The 21,734-nt window shown below is 40.5% G+C and carries 16 protein-coding genes; 15 read left to right on the top strand and 1 reads right to left on the bottom strand.

The window, feature by feature from the left end:
* Positions 1–2,730 (top strand): PAS domain S-box protein (locus tag MTBBW1_RS28420; protein ID WP_186441338.1); only part of this gene is annotated, 2,730 nt, incomplete at its 5' end.
* Positions 2,731–2,772: 42 nt separating this feature from the next.
* Here MTBBW1_RS28420 and MTBBW1_RS14865 read toward each other — a convergent pair.
* Entirely contained in the window at positions 2,773–4,266 is a 1,494-nt protein-coding gene (locus tag MTBBW1_RS14865) for an MFS transporter (RefSeq protein ID WP_080804547.1), read from the bottom strand.
* A gap of 106 nt (positions 4,267–4,372) precedes the next feature.
* On the opposite strand from MTBBW1_RS14865, the gene surE reads away from it, so the two are divergent.
* The 14 genes from surE to MTBBW1_RS14790 all read left to right on the top strand — a co-directional run bounded on the left by surE (position 4,373) and on the right by MTBBW1_RS14790 (position 21,732).
* Positions 4,373–5,134 carry a 5'/3'-nucleotidase SurE gene (gene surE, locus MTBBW1_RS14860; RefSeq protein WP_080804546.1) on the top strand — a complete coding sequence of 254 codons (762 nt, stop codon included), beginning with the start codon at positions 4,373–4,375 and terminating at the stop codon, positions 5,132–5,134.
* A gap of 109 nt (positions 5,135–5,243) precedes the next feature.
* Positions 5,244–6,182: a TIGR02285 family protein gene (locus MTBBW1_RS14855; RefSeq protein ID WP_080804545.1), complete on the top strand. Its 939-nt coding sequence runs from the start codon at positions 5,244–5,246 to the stop codon at positions 6,180–6,182.
* 265 nt (positions 6,183–6,447) lie between these two features.
* Positions 6,448–7,878, top strand: a complete 1,431-nt coding sequence (locus MTBBW1_RS14850) for a PAS domain S-box protein (RefSeq protein WP_080804544.1) — start codon at positions 6,448–6,450, stop codon at positions 7,876–7,878.
* A complete protein-coding gene (locus tag MTBBW1_RS14845) occupies positions 7,871–8,968 on the top strand; it encodes an AI-2E family transporter (protein ID WP_080804543.1) in 1,098 nt (365 codons plus the stop codon). The genes MTBBW1_RS14850 and MTBBW1_RS14845 overlap by 8 nt, the downstream gene beginning before the upstream one ends.
* A 39-nt stretch (positions 8,969–9,007) precedes the next feature.
* Complete coding sequence (gene ltaE / locus MTBBW1_RS14840) at positions 9,008–10,015, top strand: low-specificity L-threonine aldolase (protein WP_222424069.1); 1,008 nt, start codon at positions 9,008–9,010, stop codon at positions 10,013–10,015.
* A gap of 375 nt (positions 10,016–10,390) precedes the next feature.
* Positions 10,391–10,711 (top strand): hypothetical protein, encoded by a 321-nt coding sequence (locus MTBBW1_RS14835; protein WP_080804542.1) that lies wholly within the window; start codon positions 10,391–10,393, stop codon positions 10,709–10,711.
* Positions 10,680–11,345 carry a nucleotidyl transferase AbiEii/AbiGii toxin family protein gene (locus tag MTBBW1_RS14830; RefSeq protein WP_080804541.1) on the top strand — a complete coding sequence of 222 codons (666 nt, stop codon included), beginning with the start codon at positions 10,680–10,682 and terminating at the stop codon, positions 11,343–11,345. Before MTBBW1_RS14835 ends, MTBBW1_RS14830 begins: the two co-directional genes overlap by 32 nt.
* A 257-nt stretch (positions 11,346–11,602) precedes the next feature.
* Positions 11,603–13,831 carry a TonB-dependent receptor gene (locus MTBBW1_RS14820; protein ID WP_186441334.1) on the top strand — a complete coding sequence of 743 codons (2,229 nt, stop codon included), beginning with the start codon at positions 11,603–11,605 and terminating at the stop codon, positions 13,829–13,831.
* A 1-nt stretch (position 13,832) separates the two neighbouring features.
* A complete protein-coding gene (locus MTBBW1_RS14815) occupies positions 13,833–14,375 on the top strand; it encodes a hypothetical protein (RefSeq protein WP_080804538.1) in 543 nt (180 codons plus the stop codon).
* A complete protein-coding gene (locus tag MTBBW1_RS14810; protein WP_186441332.1) occupies positions 14,347–14,745 on the top strand; it encodes a YfiR family protein in 399 nt (132 codons plus the stop codon). Before MTBBW1_RS14815 ends, MTBBW1_RS14810 begins: the two co-directional genes overlap by 29 nt.
* A gap of 207 nt (positions 14,746–14,952) precedes the next feature.
* Positions 14,953–17,364 (top strand): ATP-binding protein, encoded by a 2,412-nt coding sequence (locus tag MTBBW1_RS14805; protein ID WP_186441330.1) that lies wholly within the window; start codon positions 14,953–14,955, stop codon positions 17,362–17,364.
* Positions 17,357–18,592, top strand: coding sequence for an ATP-binding response regulator (locus MTBBW1_RS14800; RefSeq protein ID WP_080804535.1), 1,236 nt, complete (start codon positions 17,357–17,359; stop codon positions 18,590–18,592). The genes MTBBW1_RS14805 and MTBBW1_RS14800 overlap by 8 nt, the downstream gene beginning before the upstream one ends.
* Before the next feature lie 177 nt (positions 18,593–18,769).
* The gene (locus tag MTBBW1_RS14795) at positions 18,770–21,370 is read left to right on the top strand and encodes a transporter substrate-binding domain-containing protein (protein WP_080804534.1); all 2,601 of its coding nucleotides are present in this window, start codon (positions 18,770–18,772) and stop codon (positions 21,368–21,370) included.
* Positions 21,367–21,732 (top strand): response regulator, encoded by a 366-nt coding sequence (locus MTBBW1_RS14790; RefSeq protein WP_080804533.1) that lies wholly within the window; start codon positions 21,367–21,369, stop codon positions 21,730–21,732. Before MTBBW1_RS14795 ends, MTBBW1_RS14790 begins: the two co-directional genes overlap by 4 nt.
* Positions 21,733–21,734: the final 2 nt, after the last annotated feature.

The raw sequence follows: 21,734 nt of genomic DNA, 5'->3' as shown, positions 1-21,734 counted from the left end.
AATTTCCGGAAGTCCAACCGCAACCAATTTGCCTACATGCTGGAAGGATTTGATCAAAACTGGATCAAGACCGATTCCAAAGACCGGAAAGCCACCTATACCAATATTCCTTCGGGAAGCTACACGTTTCGGGTCAAGGCGTCCAATGATAACGGTGTCTGGAATGAGATGGGAGCTTCTGTTGCAATAATAATCACGCCACCCTGGTGGAAAACGATCTGGTTTCAGGCCTGTACCCTTATGCTGCTACTGACGCTTCTCTTTGGGGGCTATCGCTGGCGGCTCAATGCCATTGCCCAGCGCAATCAAGAGCTTAAGGCTCAGGTGGCAGAACGTACCAGATGTTTGCAGGAGAGTGAGGAGCGTTACCGTCGGCTGGTGGAAAATATCAGCGAGGCCATTTATACTCTTGATCTTGAAGGAAAAGTGACCTACGTCTCACCTGTAATACATAACATTACAGGATTTCGGGCAGATGAACTTATGGGCTGCCATGTATCAGAATTAGTCGTACCAAATGATATTGCCCTGATCAATATGACCCTGCTGGATCGATTGAACGGAAAAGCCCAACCCATTGAATGGCGTATGCTGCACAAAACAGATGGATTTCGCTGGGTAAGAACATCCAGTACCCCGAACATTCTAAATAATGAAGTCGTGGGCATCCAGGGGGTGTTGATCGACATCACGGAACGAATGAAAATGGAAGAGGCGCTGCGTGCCAAAGAGAACCGTTTACAGTATATTCTGAATCATCTTGTCACAGGAGTGGTTCAGGTCAATTCTGATGGACAGATTATTTATGCCAATGCTGCTGCCGGTGAAATCCTCAATGTTCAATATGATGTCATTACCAAACGCTATTTTAATGACCCTGACTGGAGAAGTATCGACGACAATGGCAATCCTTTTTCTCCTGAAAAATTTCCACTTGCCATTGCCATGACTGAGCAAAGGGTTGTATCAGGGATTGAGCACGGATTGATTGATGAACAGGGTGAACAGCGCTGGATTTCAGTCAATGCCGCCCCACTTTTTGATGAGGAGGAAAACCTCACCGGAGGCATTGCAAACTTTATTAACATAACTGACCGACGTGTACATGAAAATGCCCTAAAACAGGCAAAAGAAGCTGCTGAGGCCGCAAATCTTGCCAAAAGCCGATTCCTTGCCAATATGAGTCATGAAATCCGGACACCCATGAATCCTGTCATCAACATGACCCGTCTTCTCATGGAAACAGACTTGACACCACTACAGCATGACTATGCACAAACCGTTTTGGAATCTTCGGAAATTCTACTCTCTTTGATTAACGATATTCTGGACTTATCCAAAATTGAAGCTGGAAAACTGGAACTGGAAGCTGTGGAGTTTGGTCTCAAGCAGGAGATTGATGATATCATTCGATTGATTTCTCCCAAGGCGAAAGAAAAGGGACTTTATCTGAATTGCCATATGGAATCTGATGTCTCTCCCTTTCTTTATGGTGATTCTCTTCGTTTGCGTCAGATTCTGCTTAATTTTACAACCAATGCCATAAAATTTACCAATACCGGTGGTGTCACCATCCATATTTCAAATCAAAATGAAGATGATCTTCACACAACGCTTCGGTTTACTGTCATTGATACAGGTATCGGTATTCCTGAAAACCAGTTAAACCTTCTATTCAAGTCCTTTTCACAGGTTGACTCTTCTACCACCCGAAAATATGGCGGTACAGGACTTGGTCTGGTGATCTCCAAGCAACTGGCTGAAATGATGGGCGGAAGAGTCGGTGTTGAAAGTACTGAAGGCAAAGGCAGTAAATTCTGGTTTACGGCACTATTTGAAAAAAGAGCAAAAGTTCATATTCCAAAAATGACAAAGGCTTTTCGGGACAGAGCGTTTCCCCTTTCCGGACGAAAAATTCTGATTGTTGAAGACAATCTCTTTAACCAGAAAGTGATCTCAGAAATTCTTAAAAGATTTAAAGTGTCGGTGGATATCGCATACAATGGAAAACAGGGCTTGAAACTCATCAGCAAAGAGTCCTATGACCTGGTATTGATGGATATAGAAATGCCGGAAATGGACGGTATTGAAGCCACCAGGAATATTCGGGAATCAAATATGACAAATTCAGATATCCCAATTATCGCCATGACAGCCCATGCCATGTCCGAAGACAGAGCCCGTTTTATGGCTAAAGGATTCACAGACTATATTACCAAACCAGTTGAGCCTGATCTTCTTTTTAATGTAATTGCAGCACAATTTAATCATAATCAAATTAATTCTTCCTTAAATCATGAAGATCTGGAGCAACAAGATAATCAGGATGATAAGAGAGAGCAAGATAATCAGGAGAGTCAAAAAGATAAGATTGATTTTGAAGCTGAAAACCATATTTTTGACCATGTGGAATTTCTTAACCGTTGCGGCAACAATATGGCGATATTCAAAAAAATGCTTCCCGTTGCCATCAGTGGATTTGAGAAACAAATTCCTAAACTCAACGACTCTATTATGAAAAAGGATTTTGATGGTATTGCAAAAAACACCCATGCTCTTAAAGGCATGGCTGCCAATTTCAGTGCAAAATCATTACATAAAGTGATTGTGGATATTGAAAAAATGGCAGCAAAAAAATCGCTTGCAAACACTGAAGAGATGCATGAGAGGCTGATTCGAGAATATGTTAAATTAAAAACCCTGTTGGATAACAGATATGCATCACTTTAGATTCTTAAGTACTCAAACTCGAAACCTATTGCATTGTCAAAGCTAAAAATTAGGGTTCTTTGAATTTTCAAAATCGACACCTTGTTGGACTTTTTGGCATTTCTTGAATTTGTCTGAATCAGGATAACCAGGATTTACAGGATGCTCAAGATTTTTATCCTGTAAATCCTGAGCATCCTGGGCATCCTGATTCAGACCAATGCAAGAACTTCTAAAAAAGCAATAAGATGTCGATTTTGAGGAAATAAAGTACCAGATGACCGCTGCCAGTTGAAGCATAAGCATTATTGCAAATCCCGCTTTGTATCCTGAAGCTGCATAATAGTTCTGTGCTGTTTGGGATGCACCATTTTTAATTGCTGAAGCAACGGATGGAGCATGCACCGCCGCCCCCCCCATATCCCACAGTTTTATAATGGCTCCAATTGCCCATTGAGCAACAAAGGCTGTAACAAAAACCAGGAGGTTAATCCCTGTGGTAACCCTTCCGGAAAGGTATCCGGGAAACTTTCTGGAAAGCCCGGCATAGGCAATAATTCCTGATGTACCAAAAAAACCAAACAGAACCCAGGGCATGGCACCTGATACAATATCTAAAATTATTAATACCTGAACAGCCATAAAAACTGCCATTCCTGTTATTGAGACAAGAAGCAGATCCATCCCCCTTTGTTCAAGCCTTTCTGCAGCCATTCCAAGTGTAATAAAGCCTGTTATCATTGCAACTGCTGTCAGTGACAATATTGTTGCAATGTCGTGGCGTTCAAGCCCTGCAACATCTTTGAGCCATGGCCCTATCCAAAGCCCCTGTATGGAAAGAAATGTTGCCTGGGAAAGGGTGGTAACAGGAGCTGCTCTCCAGAAGTTCCGGCTTGAAAAGATAACTCTTATGCCTGCTATCTGCTCTTTAAGGGATTCATTTTTTTTATGTTTTTGTTTATCCTTGTCATTCGGCAAATTGTTCATGGCTTTTTTTTGCGGTACAACAAAAAAGAGTACTGCTGCAATAACCAAGCTTAAAACCGCAAGTCCTGCAAATACTCCCCTCCAGTCGGTTATTTTAAGCATCCATTCAACAGGTGTTGTTGCTGTCAATGCTCCAACTCCACCTGCTGCCATCTGAAATCCATTGACTCTTGGCCAGATTTTTTCAGGAAACCATATTACATATGCCTTAAAAGCTGCCATAAGACAGGCCGATACCCCAAGGCCTATCAATGCTCGACCAACTACAAGCCCCGTCAATGTGTGGGATCTGGCAAAAACAAATGCTCCTGTTGCAGCAATAAGCAGCAATGATGCATTGATAAGCCTTGGTCCGTAGCGATCTAACAGCACACCAAGGGCAAGCTGTGAAGATGCAAAGGATATAAAGTAAGTTGATGTCAGCAGGCCAAGCTGTGATGGATCAATATTTAGATCCAAAACAAGATCAGGGGCAATAACGGCATTTACAACGCGATATAAATAGGAGAGAAAGTATCCCATGGCAAATGGAATAAAGACTCTCATGCTGTTAATGGGGATAGAATACATTGATGGCTCCAATCATACCTGTACAGTCGTGCTGAAAACATGTTATAAAATAAAATTGATGCAACCCGAGATTTAAGCACCAATAAACATGAAAGGCAATGGATTAATGAATATACTTTTGACAAATGACGATGGATACCTGGCACCTGGCATTCGTGCCCTTTATGAACAGTTTCGATACAGCCACAAGGTCACTCTGGTGGCTCCTGACAGAGAACGAAGTGCTGTCGGCCACGGAATTACCCTTCACGAACCTCTCAGGATGAAAAATATGGCAAAAAAAATAACTGCAATGGAGTCTGAAGAGTACTCTGTTACCGGAACACCTGCTGACTGCGTTAAACTTGCCCTGTTTGAGCTGTATGAGACTCCTCCGGATCTTGTAATTTCCGGTGTAAATGCAGGCTCAAACACCGGCGTTAATATCAATTATTCCGGTACGGCAGGTGCTGCAAGGGAAGCTGCCATAAATGGAGTACCGGCCATTGCTGTCTCCATAAAAAGAGGGGATATAATGGATTACACAGGGATGGCCAGATTCATTGATGCATTTGCCTCCCAAAGCCTTATTGAAACAATTCACCAGGGAACCTTTCTTAACATCAATGCCCCTGCCATAAATCTAAATGAGGTGCTGGGAATTAAAATAACCCGCCAGGCGACCCGAAATGTTTCCAGACGATTTAAAAAAGAGACAGATCCCCGTGGACATACATATTACTGGTATGACTGCATGGACCCTGTGGAAAATGAGCCTGAAACAGATGATGCGGCACTGGAGGAGCATTATATCTCAGTAACTCCCATTCAATGTGATCTTACCAACCACCTTTTGATGACAAAACTTGATTCATACTCAATCCTTTAAAAAAAATAGGGTGGTGTCCCAAATATGTTGATGAGCTCTTCACAAACCTTGATTCAGCAGGGCTTTCACAAAAAGATATCAACACTTTTATGCACTACCAAAAATAGTTATGAGTAAGGCAAAAAATGAGATCATTATGTTTATGAAAAGTGTAGGTAAGAGGAATCCTTGTAAAGAATTTTTATTGCTTAAATTGTGGCAATGCGTTCTTCTACTGTTTACATTTATTATTGCATCCTCTTCCTGTCTATCAAAAGTTTACTCAAAAGATAGCATAACCTGGATGATATTGGATTGGCCACCATGGATGATATTGGAAGGAGAAGATAAAGGAAATGGTAGATTCAATCATATTCTAAAGGTGGCACAGGATAATTTACCGGAATACGATCATGTAACCGAAATAATGAATTGGGCAAGATTTTGGCATGAAGTGGAACAAAATAATAATATCTGCTATCCGTTTGGTCTGAAAAGCGGCAATAGAGAGAATCTTGTTTATTACTCAATACCCCATACCTTTGTTTTGCCCAATGCCATTATCATTAAAAAAGCAGACGCTGATAAGCTGGGAAATCCGGAGTCATACTCCATTGTAACCTTACTGAGTGACAAACGTTTTAATGGGTATGCAGAGAAAAACAGATCCTTTACCGAAAAAGTAGATACGTTACTAAAAAAATATGAATCCGGTTCCAACCTGACTCGTGTTTCGGCAAGAGCTGAATCATTGATAAAAATGGTTAGCACAGGCCGCATTGATTACACTATAGAATATCCAATTGTTGCTGAATACTATAATAAAAAAGGTGATGACACAGCTTCAATAACAAGCATCCCGATCAGTGAAATGGAACCCTATTCCTATGTCTATTTGTGTTGTACAAAAAATGAGTGGGGGAAGCGCATTATAGAAAAGTGGAATGAAGTATTACGCAGGATAAAAACGACCGATGAATATCGCAGCATTACAGAAATAGGCCACACCGATAAAAAAGAGCTGAAACTCATTCGACAATACTATGAAGCCTTTATTGATGCCCAATAATATACTCAAAATCGACATTTTTATTGCTTTTTCAGAAGTTATTGCATTTGTCTGAATCACGATAACCAGGATGGATAGGATGTTCAGGATAGATAATCCTGCCTTATCTTTGTTAATCCTGGGAATCCTGATTCAGACACTGTTAACAAGGCTTACAAGATCATAGGTGACGACTTTGAGAAAACAACACGAAAATAAGCAATCTATGAATTGCTTATGTCCATTTGCCATGCGTAATTGAGAAACTTTTTTTATTGGAAATGCAATGATTTTAAATTTTTATAAAAAAATGAGTAACAGGATTGCATATCGGCTTTTGTTTTACATACTGCTGTTCAGTGGTATTGTAACCCTGTTTATAACCGCAATCCAGCTTCTCATTGAATATAAAAGAGACACAAGAGTTATTGATGACCAGTTTCAGAGAATAGAGACAAGTTTTAAACAACCACTCATTGAAGCGTTGTGGTTTTTTAATAAAAAAGGGCTGCAATCTCAATTGGAAGGGATATTGAATCTCAGGGACATTGAGTACATTGAACTTACAGGTGAAAGTAATATCAATATAAAAATTGGGGAAAAAATATCAAAATTTAATATTGAAAAGCAGATTCCTCTTATTTATGAAAGCAGGATCATATCCCGTCAAATAGGAAATCTGACAGTAGTTGCAAGCATGTCTTCCGTTTATTCCCGCTTGTCCAGCCGCCTTATAACGATTCTCATAGCCCAAAGTCTTAAGACTTTTCTTGTAACAACTTTTATATATATTCTTTTCCACTTCCTACTTATAAAACATATTTTGTTAATTAGTTCCTATTTAAAACATTTTGATTTTAAAGACAAACCAAAGTTACTGGCTTTACCACGTGAAGGGATTGACTTTAATGATGAACTCAGCCAGATGATATCTTCAATCAATGAAATGACTTTATATTTATATTCATCATATCAGAAAATAAGTTATGAGCTTTTGATGCGACAAAAAGCAGAGGAGCACCTGCAAAAAGCACATGACGAGCTTGAACACATTGTAGAGGAGCGGACAAAAAGCCTTAAAGAGGAAAGAGACCATGCACAAACATATCTTGATATCGCTGCTGTTATAATGGTCGCCATTGCTCCTGATCAGAAGGTTATTTTAATCAATAAAAAAGGCTGTTCGATCTTAGGCTATGATGAAAAAGATATTATCGGCACCAATTGGTTTGAACGCTTTGTGCCGAAAAATGAAAAAAGTCAGGCAGCAGAGGTTTTCAGGCGCATAATGGCCGGGGAGATTGAGTCAGTTGAGTATTTTGAAAATTCTATTGTAACAAAAAGCGGCAAAGAGAGAATGATCGCCTGGAATAATACCATAATGATGGATAATGACGCCAATATTATTGCCACGTTAAGTTCAGGAAATGACATAACCGAACGCAAGCAGGCAGAAGAAGAACGAGAAAACCTTATTAAAAAGCTAAAGGCCGCACTTGAAAAAGTAAATGTATTAAGCGGTCTTATTCCCATCTGTTCACACTGCAAAAAAATCAGGGATGACAAAGGGTACTGGAATATTCTGGAATCCTATATCCAGAAACATTCCGATGCTTCCTTCAGCCATGGTATCTGTCCAGATTGCTCAGATCAACTTTACGGCCATGAAGATTGGTATATTCAAATGAAAAAAAAGAAGAGGAATTCCCATGTTTGACATGTTCCGCCAATGGATTAACCGCAATTTTTCTGATCCCCAGATAATAATATTGACGCTTTTGCTGATATCTGGCTTTCTCACAGTATTTCTTCTTGGAGATATGCTAATACCAGTCTTCATGGGTGCCATGATTGCATATCTGCTTGAGGGAATGGTTCAAAGGCTTGAATGGATTAAAACCCCGAGAACACCTGCTGTGATAATTGTCTTCTGTTTTTTCATGGCCTGTGTAATAGTTACAGTGACAGGGCTTGTTCCACTCCTTTCCAAGCAGGTTGCCCAGTTTATACAGACACTTCCAACAATGCTTGGAAAGGGACAGAAAGCATTTATGGAGGCAATGGAAAAATATCCTGATATAATCAATAAATCTCAGATAGACTATTTTGTAAATGCCATTGCCTCGGAGCTTTACAGTCAGGGACAGAAAATTTTGTCATTTTCCCTTGCATCAGTTAAAAGCCTGATTACAGTGATTGTATATCTTGTTCTGGTTCCACTTCTGATTTTTTTCTTTTTAAAAGACAAGCACCTTATCCTGCAGTGGTTCAAGGGTTTTCTTCCTGACAACAGGGATCTGTCAACAAAGGTTTGGAACGAGGTAAATATCCAGATTACAAACTATGTCAGAGGTAAAATCTGGGAAATCCTTATTGTATGGGGTGTAAGTTACGCAACTTTTGCTTTTTTCGATCTTCAATTTGCCGTACTTTTATCTCTTTTTGTAGGGCTTTCAGTGTTGATCCCATACATAGGTGCTGCCCTTATGGTTCTGCCAATTGCCCTTGTTGCTTTTTTCCAATGGGGCTTTGTTGCCAAAACTGCCTATGTTGTTGCTGCCTACGGGGTGATTCAAGCCCTTGACGGCAATCTTCTTGCACCGCTTCTGCTCTCTGAAGTTGTAAACCTTCATCCTGTTGCCATAATTGTTGCTGTTCTTGTTTTTGGAGGGCTTTGGGGAACATGGGGACTTTTTCTGGCCATACCCCTTGCCACCCTTGTCCATGCAGTTATCAAAGCATGGTTCAGCAGCAGGCAATACAAAATCTTACCCGGAGATTTGGAATTAAAACATAGAAATTCGTGAGAATAAACTACTATTTTTTAAAAAAGCGAGACTGCTACGGTGATTGATTTAAGAAGTGATACTGTTACAAAACCAGATGCTTCAATGCGTGCATGCATGGCAGAAGCTCAGGTTGGAGACGATGTGTATGGAGAAGATCCCACAGTAAACCGTCTTCAGGCCATTGCAGCGGAAATGATAGGAACAGAAGATGCTCTTTTTTGCTCATCAGGTACCCAGAGCAATCTACTTGCACTTTTGACACATTGCGGCCGTGGAGATGAGTATATTGTGGGACAGACCGCCCACACATATAAATATGAGGCAGGAGGTGCTGCGGTTCTCGGAAGCATCCAGCCCCAGCCCCTTGAGTTTGAGACTGACGGCACACTTGATCTTGGTCGTGTTGAAGCACATATAAAACCCATTGACGACCATTTTGCAAAAACCACCCTTTTATGCCTTGAAAATACCCAGGGTGGCAAAGTTCTGCCCATGAACTATATGGAGAATGCAGCACAATTTGTTGAGCAACATCAGTTGAAATTTCATCTGGATGGTGCCCGAGTTTTCAATGCTGCCGTGAAACTTGGCATTGATGCAAAGGATATTGCAGCTCCCTTTGATACAATATCAGTGTGCCTCTCCAAGGGGCTTGGTGCACCTGTAGGCTCAATTCTGTGTGGAAGCCGTGACATGATCAAGCTTGCCAGAAGATGGAGGAAAATGCTGGGAGGAGGCATGCGTCAGGCCGGTATTCTTGCTGCTGCCGGCATTTACGCACTTCAAAACAATATAGAAAGGCTCTCTGTGGATCATGAAAATGCATCTATCCTTGCGGATGGGCTTTCCTCCATTGACGAGATTGAGATATCACCTGATTCTGCATCCACCAATATGGTTTTTGTCAGAACAGGCAAGAGGGGCAGTGGATTGTCCACATTCATGATGGAGCATGGCATTCTTATCAATGGGTATGATAATCTTCGTCTTGTTACACATCTGGATGTAAGCAGGAAGGATATTGAGCGGGTTATTGAGAGCTTTCATGCTTTTTTCAAGGCATAAGAACTCAAAGATGATGCCCCTGTAAAAAGCCCAAATACCAAAAATGCAACTAAGTGTCGATTTTGAGTAAACGGACATGGCTGTGACTCAGCCACCCCGAATATGAAAATTTGTATCCATTTTCACGGTAAACAGACATGGCTGTGACTCAGCCACCCCCGAATATGAAAATTTGTATCTATCTTCACGGTAAACGGACATAGCTGTGACTCAGCCACCCCCGAATATGAAAATTTGTATCCATTTTCACGGTAAAAACATTATGCTGTGCCTGTAAAACTTGTTTTTACTCCTATTTTAACAAATGTAATAAATATTAAAAATGTAGTAAGGTATGGATTTTGACAGTAACAAACAAGCAAGAGCCTGTTTTATATGAATGAAACAAACATTTTGAATACTGTTATAAAAGAGTGCTTCTGGGACTATGATTATACCACTAAGGATATTGAAAATATCATCTACGGAAATCAGAAAGATGAAAAACTCTATCTTTTAAAAAAAATTATTCTCAATTCAAGTGACTTTTTCCGTGTGGCAAAAAGGCTTTTCAAGGAAAATGACCTGAAAGAGCTGCTTGAGAAAATTCCTTATGGATGCTTTAAACATGAATTTCAAAATACCAGGGTCGCAGCCCTCAGAAATCACTACTTAGGTGAGACCAATGCACCAGAAAGATTACGCTGGACACTATGATATTCTTTATAAATTTCAGGATGAATTGCTGGAAATTATTTCTTCTCTTGATAACATGTTTTACCTCACAGGTGGCACTGCACTGAGCAGATTCCACAACTATAATCACAGATACAGTGATGATCTGGATTTCTTCACAAACAAAAACAATATGTTCAGGTCAGAATTAAAGGATTTTCTGCTAAAGTCAAATCACCTTGAATTTGAAATAACTGTTGAGAGCAAAGATTTTGTCAGAATTTTATTTAGTCAGAACTCACTTGTGCTTCAGCTGGATTTCGTCCATGAATATATTGAAAAAATTGAAAAATTTAACTTAATTGATAACCACAAGATAGACACGCTAAATGAAATTATGTCCAATAAATTTGGAGCAATTCTTAACAGAGATGAACCCAAGGATATTGCTGATATTCTGGAGGCGCATTCCCGAGGTTACAAAGATTGGAGAAAAGCGTTTGAGATGGCCAATGTCAAGCAAAGCCTTTCTATTGAAGAGCTTCTGGTGAGATTTGAAACTTTTCCAGTGAAGCTTCTGGAAAAGATAAAGTATGTTCATAGTGCCACCAGGGAATTTCACATTTTGAACTGTCGTAATATATTGAAATCTATTGTTAAAAACATCACTCTTTAAAAACTATAGATTTTCCAACCAATAACTTTATTGTAAAATCAAGGCATTCCGTCCATCCACTATTTGTCGATTTTGAAAAGATAAGGCAGGATTGTTTATCCTGAGCATCCTGTAAATCCCGGGCATCCTGATTCAGACAAATGCAATTAATGCCAAAAAGCCAACAAGATGTCAATTTTGAGTATATATTTGGTAATGATTGAATTGAAAAAAGCATGTTATGCAATCTGACACCTGAAATAAATATGTGTGATATTATGAATAAGTGTTTAAACGGCTATGATTATACCATTTTTATCCGTCTGCTTACTCCCCTTCTTTTACTTCCGTTTGTATCGTTTGATGCCAATGCAAAAACCCTTGTGGAAGAACTTGCAGAAATGAGCATAGAGCAGTTGATGTCAATTGAAACAAGCTCCACCAGTTTTTTTGATATCCCCCAGGAAAAGGCACCAGGTGCTATTTGCGTGATATCAGGAGAAAAGATAGAGAGTGCATATGCATCAAGTATTTCCGATTTTTTGGAATATCATGTGCCCGGGGTTAATGTTTCAGGTGCCTACAGCGCCGGAGCCTTGTCAGCCACTAGAGGAATTGCCTCTTCTTCCAATGCCACCATTTTATACATGCTGGACGGTGAGAGCATGAATATCAGCAACGGAGTTGGCATTAACACCAACCTTGATTTGCCTCTTCTTGGCTATATGGATCGCATTGAAGTTCTCAAAGGTCCTTGTTCCATTATCCATGGCAGTGGGTCAATCAACGGCTTTATCAATGTAATCCAGAAAAACGGAGCAGAGCATCCAGGAGGCTTTGTCAATTCAGAGGCGGGCTTTCCCCATAATCTTGTAAAGGTTGAAACCGGTTATGGCTTCTCATCACCTACAAAAGGAGATTTTTTCTTCTATGCAGGCACGGTTGAGTCTGAAGGAATTGAGGATGGAGAAGTGAAGATGAACTCCTTTCCTGAGTCCAACAGCCGTTTTTCATTGAACTGGGAAAAGGAGAACTTCAGGTTAACCACATTTCTCCAAAATGAAGTTGTTGACTCCACCCTTAAATTCAAATATGACAAAAGTGGCTATTCCGAGCTTGCCATGAATAGTTCTGCAATAATTCCTGAGATGGATTTTCATTTGACAGATACTGAAGTATTGACACTTGGAATACCAATTAAATACTTTGAATATGACCCTGACTACCTCTCATGGGAGGATGAAAATCAGGATTCAGAATGGCAGGTCAAATCAAGGCTTCTTCTTAAAACAACCCGATTTGCAGGTCACAGGATTGCACTTGGCGGGTCACTTTTATGGAAACGATTTCATGCTGACAGTATTGTCATAAATGTAAGTGATATTTATGAATCAGGTGAGATTCCTGACTTTGCACCGATTGACGACCAGGGAAATATCTCCTTTGAAGCCAATGTGGAGTGGCTTGAAGCCAGCATATTTATTGAGGATAATTACCAGATATTAAAGGATGTAATGCTGTTTGCCGGCCTTCGTTATGATGGTGTTTATTCTGAAGAGTTTGAATTCCATGGAGAAAATGTGGAACTTGAATTTGAAGGTGGCTCCCTTGATATGGTCACTCCAAGATTTGGTATCACCTGGGATCTTGATGACCACCAAAATATAAAATTGATATATCAGGAGGGATATCACTACCCTCAATATATAAATTATGTCACTTATGGAGATATACATGAGCTGCTCACTTCCGAAGAGGTAAAAAGTTACGAGATTGGATATCATCTCGGATTTTTGGATGATCGCTGCCGTTTCAGTCTGAACGGATATTACAATGTATTTAAGGATTCCGTGTTTTTATTGCCGGGAAATCCTGATGATTCTTCTGATTCTGATTCTCAGGTGTCCCAGAACAGCTCATCATCATCGCAATCCGCAGTTGATAATTCAGAGCAGCTCCCAGATGAGGCTGATTATGTAGAGCAGATCATCACCGATTCTTTTGCATCTGCCGGTTTTGAGGTTTCACTATATTTTGCACCTGATGATCGAACCTGGTTTGATATCTCATATGGCTTTTCACACCCTCACAACACAGATGCAACCGATTTTTTCATGCGTCTGACAAACAGGAATGGAGAAAACTGGAAGGTCTATCCTGAACATATCATTAAATTTAACATGGGGCATACTTTCTTTGATGACCGCCTGGATATGACCCTTGGGTGTCTTTACAATGCTGCTGTAACAACAGTTGAAAACAATTTACCTTCAGGGGAAGAAGACGGAGGCGAAAATCAGGAACAGGATCTTTTTGATCATAACCGCATTGTTGTAAATGCAGGTCTCAGATATCACCTGACTGATCGCTGCTCACTGTTTCTGAAAGGGAAAAATATCTTCGATAATGACGTTCCGTCAACAGGGTACTACTATGATTCCCTTAACAAACAGCAAATTACCCTTGAAGAACCCGTTTACACCATCGGGCTAAGTTGGATGTTTTGATATGAAGGCAGTGAGGCGCAATCCCATGGAAAAGATTGCATATGATATGCGAAATTCTTTTGCAACTTTTGTTGTCTGCCCATTGCTTTTTCTGGCCATTCAGATAACCTTTTTATGGGCATTTGTATTACCGGCTGCCTCTGAGGATATCTCAAGACAGGAGATTCAGGCAGCATTGATAATTAAGTTCACCGATTTTATTGAATGGCCGGAAGAATCTTTTGCCCATCAAAAATCAAACAAAACGATAAAAACAATACCTGAAGGTAGCACTGAAGAAACCAAAACAACAGGTAGTGTATTTGAAGATGGAAAGCATGATGCGGAACAATGGTTTACCATTATAATTCTGGGAGACAATGAATATGAAGGGTTGTTTGCTCCCTTTGCAGATCGCCTGTTTCAGAACAAAAAGCTGAGGGTACTCCATTATCCAGATTCAGGAAAGTTAATTGGAACTTCTGTTAATGATAAAAGAGCCTCTTCTGTTAGTGATAAAAGAGAGACTTTTGTTAATGATAAAAAAAATATCTTCTGTTGGTGATAAAAGAGAGACTTTTGTTAATGATAAAAAAATGTCTTCTGTTGGTGATAATAAAGAGAATCTTGCTGATAAAAATATCGCTACTACAGTTGATAATAACATTGTTCCCCCCATTGTTGATGCCCAGATTGTAATTGTTACCCGTTCGGAGAAAAAAAAAGCACAGGCGCTGCTTGACATGATTGCCGGGCATCCAATTTTAACAGTTGGAGACTTTCCCGGATTTGCTGAGCAGGGGGGGATTCTCAATTTCTATCCAAAGCCCAATAACCGCATCGGATTTGAAATCAATGTTGATGCAAAAAATCGCTCAGGCATTAAAATCAGCTCTCATCTTCTTCGACTTGCCAGAATAGTATCTGACAGATAGAGCATGTATAACCTACTGCACTGTCAACACGTAATTTTAAGGGTTATCTGCAACGTAGAGACAAGGAATGCCTTGTCTCTACAACTAACCGAATCCTAATTGTTAGCCTTGACAATGCACTACATGGCGGATACCCGCCACAATCAAAGTCATGAAAATCATTTTAAAAACAACAATGCAACCCATTTGCAGGAGCATCAGTTTTCCATGAATATTGTAAACCGGCTTATGCGTTCCCTTTTGGCAAATCGAAGCCTGAAAACCAAAATTTTTCTGATGATACTGATAAGTAACGGCATAGCACTTGTCTTTGCAGGGACTTTTTTTGTGATCAATGATTTTTATATCATGAAAAAAACCCTGAACTACGGCTTTATTTCCCTTGCTTCTGTTATGGAGAAAAATGTTGAGGCTCCCCTCTATTTTAATGATCCGGATGCGGCTGTGGAAAATCTCAATGCCCTCAGGGAAAACAACGATATCATAGCTGCTGCCATTTACAATGAAAAAGGCAAGGTTTTTGCTACCTACATCCGTAATTCACCAGAGGATCATGCTGATAAAAAAAGTGATGAGAAAAGTGATGAGAAAAGTGATAAGAAAAGAGATAACAGCAGTTATGAAAGCAGTTATGAAAACAGTGATGTTACACCGGAAACCCTTGCAAAATGGCCTCTTCAGCCAGATGGATTGAACCACTGCTTCAAAAGGCTTGAGTGTCATTCATCCATCTTGTTTAATGGTACATACTTAGGCCATCTGTTGATTATTGCAGGAAAGGATAGAATCATTGAGCTTATCCGTTGGTATGTAGGTTACAATCTTGTTATTCTTCTTTTGACAGGTCTTGTAATTTACATGTTTTTTTCAAAATCCATGAAGGTTGTGGCAGGGCCCATTGCCTCTTTGACCAATGCTGTAAAAACCATAACAAAAGAGAAAAATTACTCCCTTCGGGTCCCCTGTATGGATATTTTCAATGATGAACTTCACTATATGATCAGAGCCTTTAACAACATGATCAACGAGATCCAGATGAGGGATCAGGAGCTTGAAAATCACAAGGTTGAGCTTGAACAGAAAGTCATGGAGAGAACCCGTTCCCTTCAGAAGCTCAATCAGGAGCTGATCGGGGCAAAGGACAAGGCTGAAGTTGCAAACCGTGCCAAGAGTGCATTTTTGGCCAGTATGAGCCATGAGCTCAGAACCCCTCTCAACGGAATTCTTGGCTATACACAAATAATGGAGCGCAACGGTAATCTTCAGGAGACCGAGCTTAAGCAGCTAAAAATAATAAGCCAGAGCGGAGAGCATCTGCTTTTGATGATCAATGATATCCTGGATCTCTCCAAGATTGAAGCAGGAAAGATGGAACTGAATCCTGTTGAGTTTTCCCTTGGTGAACTTCTGGAATCAACTGCCGCAATTACCCGCATAAAGGCACGAAAGAAAAACATAGGTTTTGTACTCCATGCAGCCGAAGATTTGCCAAGCTGGGTTTTAGGGGATGAAGTCAGGATTCGGCAGGTGCTTTTCAATATCCTTGATAATGCGGTAAAGTTTACCCATGCAGGAGGCGTGGAGTATCATGTGGAAAGAGATAACGATGTCCCTGCTGCCTTCAGGGAGGCTACAGGTGGTTCAGAGTGGATATCCTTTTCAATAAGAGATACAGGTTCCGGTATTGATAAAAAAGACCTTGAAAAGATATTTCATCCCTTTGAACAGGCGGGGAGCATTAATGATAGCCTTCAGGGAACAGGTCTTGGTCTTGCAATCTGCAAGCGCTTGGTTCAGTTGATGGGAAGTGAGCTTGTTGTGAAGTCAACACCTGGTGAAGGAAGCACATTCAGTTTTTCCATCCATCTGCCTGAGACAAATGCAAGGGAGATAACCCTTGCCCCTGACCAGAAGATCATGGGAATATCCAATCAAGATTTCCGAATACTTGTGGCTGATGACAACCTAAACAACCGCGAGCTTTTAAGGGATGCTCTTGAGCCAATGGGCTTTAATGTCTATATGGCCGCCAATGGCAAAGAGTGCATAAAGTTGGCACATGAGATAATTCCGGACGTAATTCTCATGGATCTTATGATGCCGGAGATGAACGGATTTGAGGCAGTTCACAGAATTCGCAAGGGCAACGATCCTGCGTTGAAAGATACCCTGATAATTGCCATATCGGCAAGTGTTGTAAATGATTCCAGGGAGAAGAGTTTCAGGGCAGGATGTGATGCTTTTCTTACAAAGCCTGTAAGCCTTCACTCCCTTTTTACAGTGCTGTCAAAGTATAAAGATATCGGCTGGATATATGGAGCTGATGACTCTGTTCAAAGTGCCAAGGATGAACTATCGGCAGAATCTGAAAATGGCAACGCCTCTTTTTCCAATGAGGATAAACAACACATTGCAAATGCCATTGGTGATATAGATATGCTTTTGCAGGTTGCAAAACAGGGGGATATTACTGGTATTCAGGAGTGGGCAGCAAAAATTGAAAAAGGAGCTGTAACGTCCCGATTTAAGGATAAAATCAATGAAATGGCTGAGAATTTCATGATTGACGAGATCGTGCAGCTTGCAGAATCAGTTCTGGAGATAAAATCGAATGAATGAAAACAAAATATTGATTGTGGATGACAATCCCACCAACCTTAAGGTGCTTTTTGACTATTTGACCGGAGAGAAGGGAAACAAGATATTTGTTGCCAAAAATGGCAGGGAAGCCCTTGAAAGAACCGCCTTTGCCCATCCAGATATTATCCTTCTGGATATCATGATGCCGGAGATGGATGGCTATGAGACATGCAGGCGCCTGAAGGAAAATGAAGATACCCGTGAAATACCCATCATATTTCTTACAGCCTTTGCAGACACTGACAACAAGATCAAGGCATTTAACAGCGGAGCCGTTGATTTTATAGTAAAGCCCTTTAACCAGGATGAGGTTCTTGCAAGAATTAAAACCCATCTTACCATTTCAAGACAAAAAAAAGAGCTTGAAAAGGCAAATGCAGACCTTGCAGATGCCAATGTTGCCCTTGGCAAGTCAAATCAGGCACTTGCGGATGCCAACAGTACTCTTGAGGAGGTCAATCATGCCCTTGAAGAAACAAATAAAGAGCTTGCAAAGGCAAATGCTTCAAAGGACAAGCTTTTTTCCATTGTAGCCCATGATATGAGAAATAAGCTTTTCAGTATAACAGGAAGTATAGATATGCTTGAAAGTTTTTACCATGATCTTAACGATGATGAAAAGCAGGATAGAATAAGGGCAATGGCAGACTCTTCAAAGCATATGTACAAGCTGTTTGAAAATCTTTTTACATGGGCAAGAATGCAGACCGGCAGCATAGAAGTTGTGACAGAGGAGGTTAATGTAGCAGGAATTGCAGAGGAGATAATCTCTTTTTTCATGGAAGATGCCACAGCCAAAGGTGTCGAGCTTACCTGTGATGTTCCTGAAGGCTGTGATGTCATGTATGATAAAAACATGTTGCAGTTTATAATCAGGAATCTTGTCCACAATGCAATTAAATATTGTGACAGTGGCAACAGGGTTGTGATCTCATGCACACAAGATGGCAAATGGCACAATATTGCAGTTACAGATAATGGTGTTGGGATGAAAAAAGAGATTTGTGATTCCATATTTGAAACAGGTGCAAAATCATCCCGCCCAGGAACCCGAAGGGAGGATGGAAGCGGCCTTGGCCTTATGGTGGCAAAGGAATTTGCAGAATTGAATCGCGGCTCCATCTCCATTAGCTCCAGAGAAGGTTTTGGCACAAAAGTTATACTTTCCCTTCCTGCATCATCGGAATGTGCCAGTCATTTTGAGTGATCATTTTGGCATTCTTCATTAACCACTATAGTGGTTTGGGTTTAACAATTTGATTTTATTGAATATTGCAAAAATGTATTTCAATAGAATCAATACGTTATGGAAAATGGATATAGTGTCTAATGTCTATTTGGAAAACAAAATACGCAGTCACTCCTACTGGAAAGAATTCACATTATGCAAATTGAACATTTAAATTATTTTGACCTGTTTCCTTATATCTTTTTCCATGGTAATCAAGCCCCAATTGCTTATGGAAAGGGTTGTCATTTAATATTTCCTCTCCCCAATAGAAAAACAAATGGTAAAATCAGGCAAAATCTCTCTCTTTTCAGCTTTTTTATCTTTACTCTGTTTTTTTTATCTTTGATCATGCCCTATTCTTCACTTGCCCTTGCAGATCAAAGCATCAAGTCACCACTCACCATACGTGTGGGAGCATACGAGAATCGACCAAAGATTTATTCGGAAAATTCAGGAAATATTGTCGGTCTCTTTCCAGATGTTCTTAATTACATTGCACAAAAAGAGGGGTGGAAACTCGGCTATATTCACGGCAGTTGGAGTGAATGTCTTGATATGCTTGAAAAAAACGACATTGATATTATGGTGGATGTGGCTTTTTCTGAGGAGCGAGCAGAAAGATATAGCTTCAACCATGAAACATTTCTCGTCAACTGGGCAACTGTCTATACCAATGATAGAGTGACCACTGAGTCCCTGATTGATTTGAACGGGAAGAGAGTTGCTGTAATGAAAGGCAGCATCCACACGGAAGGCGATGGTGGTATCAAAAAGCTTGCCCATAATTTTGATGTTGACTGTAAATTCATCGAAGTAGAAGATTATAAAGATGTGTTTGAATTGTTGTCTGCTGACCAGGCAGATGCAGGGATTGTTAACAGAATTTTTGGCTCTCTGTTTGCCGAAGAGTATGGTTTGGTTAAAACATCAATTATTTTTAACCCCAGGCATCTCAAGTTTGCTTTTCCCAAAGAGTCTCCCCTTGCCTCCACACTAATTAGCAAAATCGACCATCATCTTTATAAACTAAAAAAAGACCCCGGCTCTATTTACAATAAGGCCATTTATGTTTACCTGTCAGGCCTTCCAAGGGAGCTTATCTTTTCCGAACCCCAAATATATCATTCAGACAAAAGCGTAGTTCTAACCAGCGAGGAGAAGGCCTGGATTCGTAATCATCCGGTGATCCGCATCGGTATTGACCCCGAGTTTGCTCCTTTTGAATATTTGGACCCGAACGGTTCTTATAGTGGTATTGCATCGGATTATCTGACTATTCTGACTCAACGGGTTGGCCTTGAATTTGAGGTGACGGAGAATATCAGCTGGAAGGATGCAGTGGAAAAAGCACAGCATAAGGAAATAGATCTATTACCATGTGTCGCTATTACCCAGGAACGCAAGGCTTTTCTGAAATTTTCAAGGCCATACATCAGCTTTCATCGTGCCATTATTACCCGTACGGACAGCCCTTTTTTGACAGGCATTGATGATATAGAAAATATGGAAGTTGCAGTACAAAGGAACAGTTCCCATGAAGGCTATCTGAGGGAGAACACCAAAATTCAACCGCTTTTGTATGATACACTCCAAAAGTCCCTTCTTGCGGTTTCAAATGGTCAGGCCCAGGCATTTGTGGGTAACATTGCCTCGTCAACCTACTGGATCAGAAAGCTGAACCTTACCAACCTCAAGGTTGCAGCTCCGGTTTCCCAGGATACACAGACCCTTCACATTGCTATTCGTAATGACTGGCCGGAGCTTCTCGGCATTGTCAACAAGGCACTTGCATCCATAGAACCTGAAGAGGAAAATGCTATCCGTAATCGCTGGATCAATATTGAGTACAAACCAGGTATTGCCCCGCGAATTATCTGGCGTTATGCCATGCAGATAGGAGCGGGTGCACTCATAATACTTTTTGTGATCCTGATATGGAACTACAAGTTACAAAAAGAAATTCAAAAGCGAATTGAAATCGATGAAAAACTCAATGAAGCCAACAAAGAACTAAAAAAACTTGATCAGCTCAAAAGCATGTTTATTGCGTCCATGAGCCACGAACTGAGAACGCCTCTCAATTCCATCATTGGATTTACAGGTGTGATTGTCCAGGGAATGACTGGACCACTTAATGATAAGCAGAAAGATCATCTTACAAGGGTTTACAATTCGGCTAAACACCTTCTTTCCCTTATCACTGACGTTATTGACATTTCAAAAATCGAGGCTGGCAGGATTGATATCTATCCTGAAGATATTATCCTTTCCGAAATTGTTGATGAGGCTGTCATTAACATTGAACCTCAGTTAAAGGCAAAAAAACTGGAACTTGTTCTGTCTGTTCCAGAGGAACTGAAACTCCATACGGACAGGAAGCGGCTACTTCAGTGTATCATCAACTATATGAGCAATGCCGTTAAATTCACTGAAGCTGGCAGAATCACACTTACGAGCCGAATGTGCGGCCAGAATGTTGAAATTTTGGTCTCTGATACAGGCATAGGTATTTCAAAAGAGAATCAGCCGAAACTGTTTGAAGCATTTGAGCGTCTGGATTCACGATTGAAGATCAAGGCCGGTGGTACTGGACTTGGACTCTATCTGACAAAAAAGCTTGCCACTGAAATTCTGGGGGGAGAGATTATATTTAGAAGCGAGGAGGGCAGAGGAAGCACCTTTGGTCTTCTGATTCCCTCTAAGCTTGTATCAATGGATAATAAAACGGAACAGGCTGAAAAGGACAATCCATGAAAAGAGTACTTGTCATAGAAGATAATGAGAATAATATGGAGTTGATTACCTTTATCCTGGAAGCCCATAACTACATAACCATAAGGGCTGAAACAGGTCAACAGGGTGTGGATCTGGCGTTGCAGGAACGTCCCGATTTTATAATTCTTGATATTCAGTTACCTGATATCATGGGAACCGATGTACTCAAGATTATCAGAAATTCAGAAATTGGTAATACCATCCCCATTATTGCCATGACATCATATGCCATGGCAGGTGATCGGGAAAAACTTCTGGGGGCAGGTTGTGACGGATACATTGAAAAACCCATAGATCCCGCAATCGTGATGAGTCAAATCAAGAAGGTTATAGGAGCCTGACA

Origin of the sequence: Desulfamplus magnetovallimortis (assembly GCF_900170035.1) — a bacterium.
Taxonomy (GTDB): Bacteria; Desulfobacterota; Desulfobacteria; order Desulfobacterales; family Desulfobacteraceae; genus Desulfamplus; species Desulfamplus magnetovallimortis.
Note: the sequence above shows the minus strand (reverse complement) of the source record. Positions and strands in the feature narration are given on the sequence as shown.

Excerpts from the sequence above, each read along its gene's own strand:
- MTBBW1_RS14800 (WP_080804535.1), top strand. The coding sequence starts at position 17,357 with ATGAATGAAAACAAAATATTGATTGTGGATGACAATCCCACCAACCTT.
- MTBBW1_RS14810 (WP_186441332.1), top strand. The coding sequence starts at position 14,347 with ATGATAAAAAAAATATCTTCTGTTGGTGATAAAAGAGAGACTTTTGTT.
- MTBBW1_RS14845 (WP_080804543.1), top strand. The coding sequence starts at position 7,871 with ATGTTTGACATGTTCCGCCAATGGATTAACCGCAATTTTTCTGATCCC.
- MTBBW1_RS14815 (WP_080804538.1), top strand. The coding sequence starts at position 13,833 with ATGAAGGCAGTGAGGCGCAATCCCATGGAAAAGATTGCATATGATATG.
- MTBBW1_RS14865 (WP_080804547.1), bottom strand. The coding sequence starts at position 4,266 with ATGTATTCTATCCCCATTAACAGCATGAGAGTCTTTATTCCATTTGCC.
- MTBBW1_RS14820 (WP_186441334.1), top strand. The coding sequence starts at position 11,603 with ATGAATAAGTGTTTAAACGGCTATGATTATACCATTTTTATCCGTCTG.
- MTBBW1_RS14795 (WP_080804534.1), top strand. The coding sequence starts at position 18,770 with ATGCAAATTGAACATTTAAATTATTTTGACCTGTTTCCTTATATCTTT.
- MTBBW1_RS14850 (WP_080804544.1), top strand. The coding sequence starts at position 6,448 with ATGATTTTAAATTTTTATAAAAAAATGAGTAACAGGATTGCATATCGG.
- MTBBW1_RS14830 (WP_080804541.1), top strand. The coding sequence starts at position 10,680 with ATGCACCAGAAAGATTACGCTGGACACTATGATATTCTTTATAAATTT.
- MTBBW1_RS14855 (WP_080804545.1), top strand. The coding sequence starts at position 5,244 with ATGAGTAAGGCAAAAAATGAGATCATTATGTTTATGAAAAGTGTAGGT.
- MTBBW1_RS14805 (WP_186441330.1), top strand. The coding sequence starts at position 14,953 with ATGAATATTGTAAACCGGCTTATGCGTTCCCTTTTGGCAAATCGAAGC.
- surE (WP_080804546.1), top strand. The coding sequence starts at position 4,373 with ATGAATATACTTTTGACAAATGACGATGGATACCTGGCACCTGGCATT.
- MTBBW1_RS14835 (WP_080804542.1), top strand. The coding sequence starts at position 10,391 with ATGAATGAAACAAACATTTTGAATACTGTTATAAAAGAGTGCTTCTGG.
- MTBBW1_RS14790 (WP_080804533.1), top strand. The coding sequence starts at position 21,367 with ATGAAAAGAGTACTTGTCATAGAAGATAATGAGAATAATATGGAGTTG.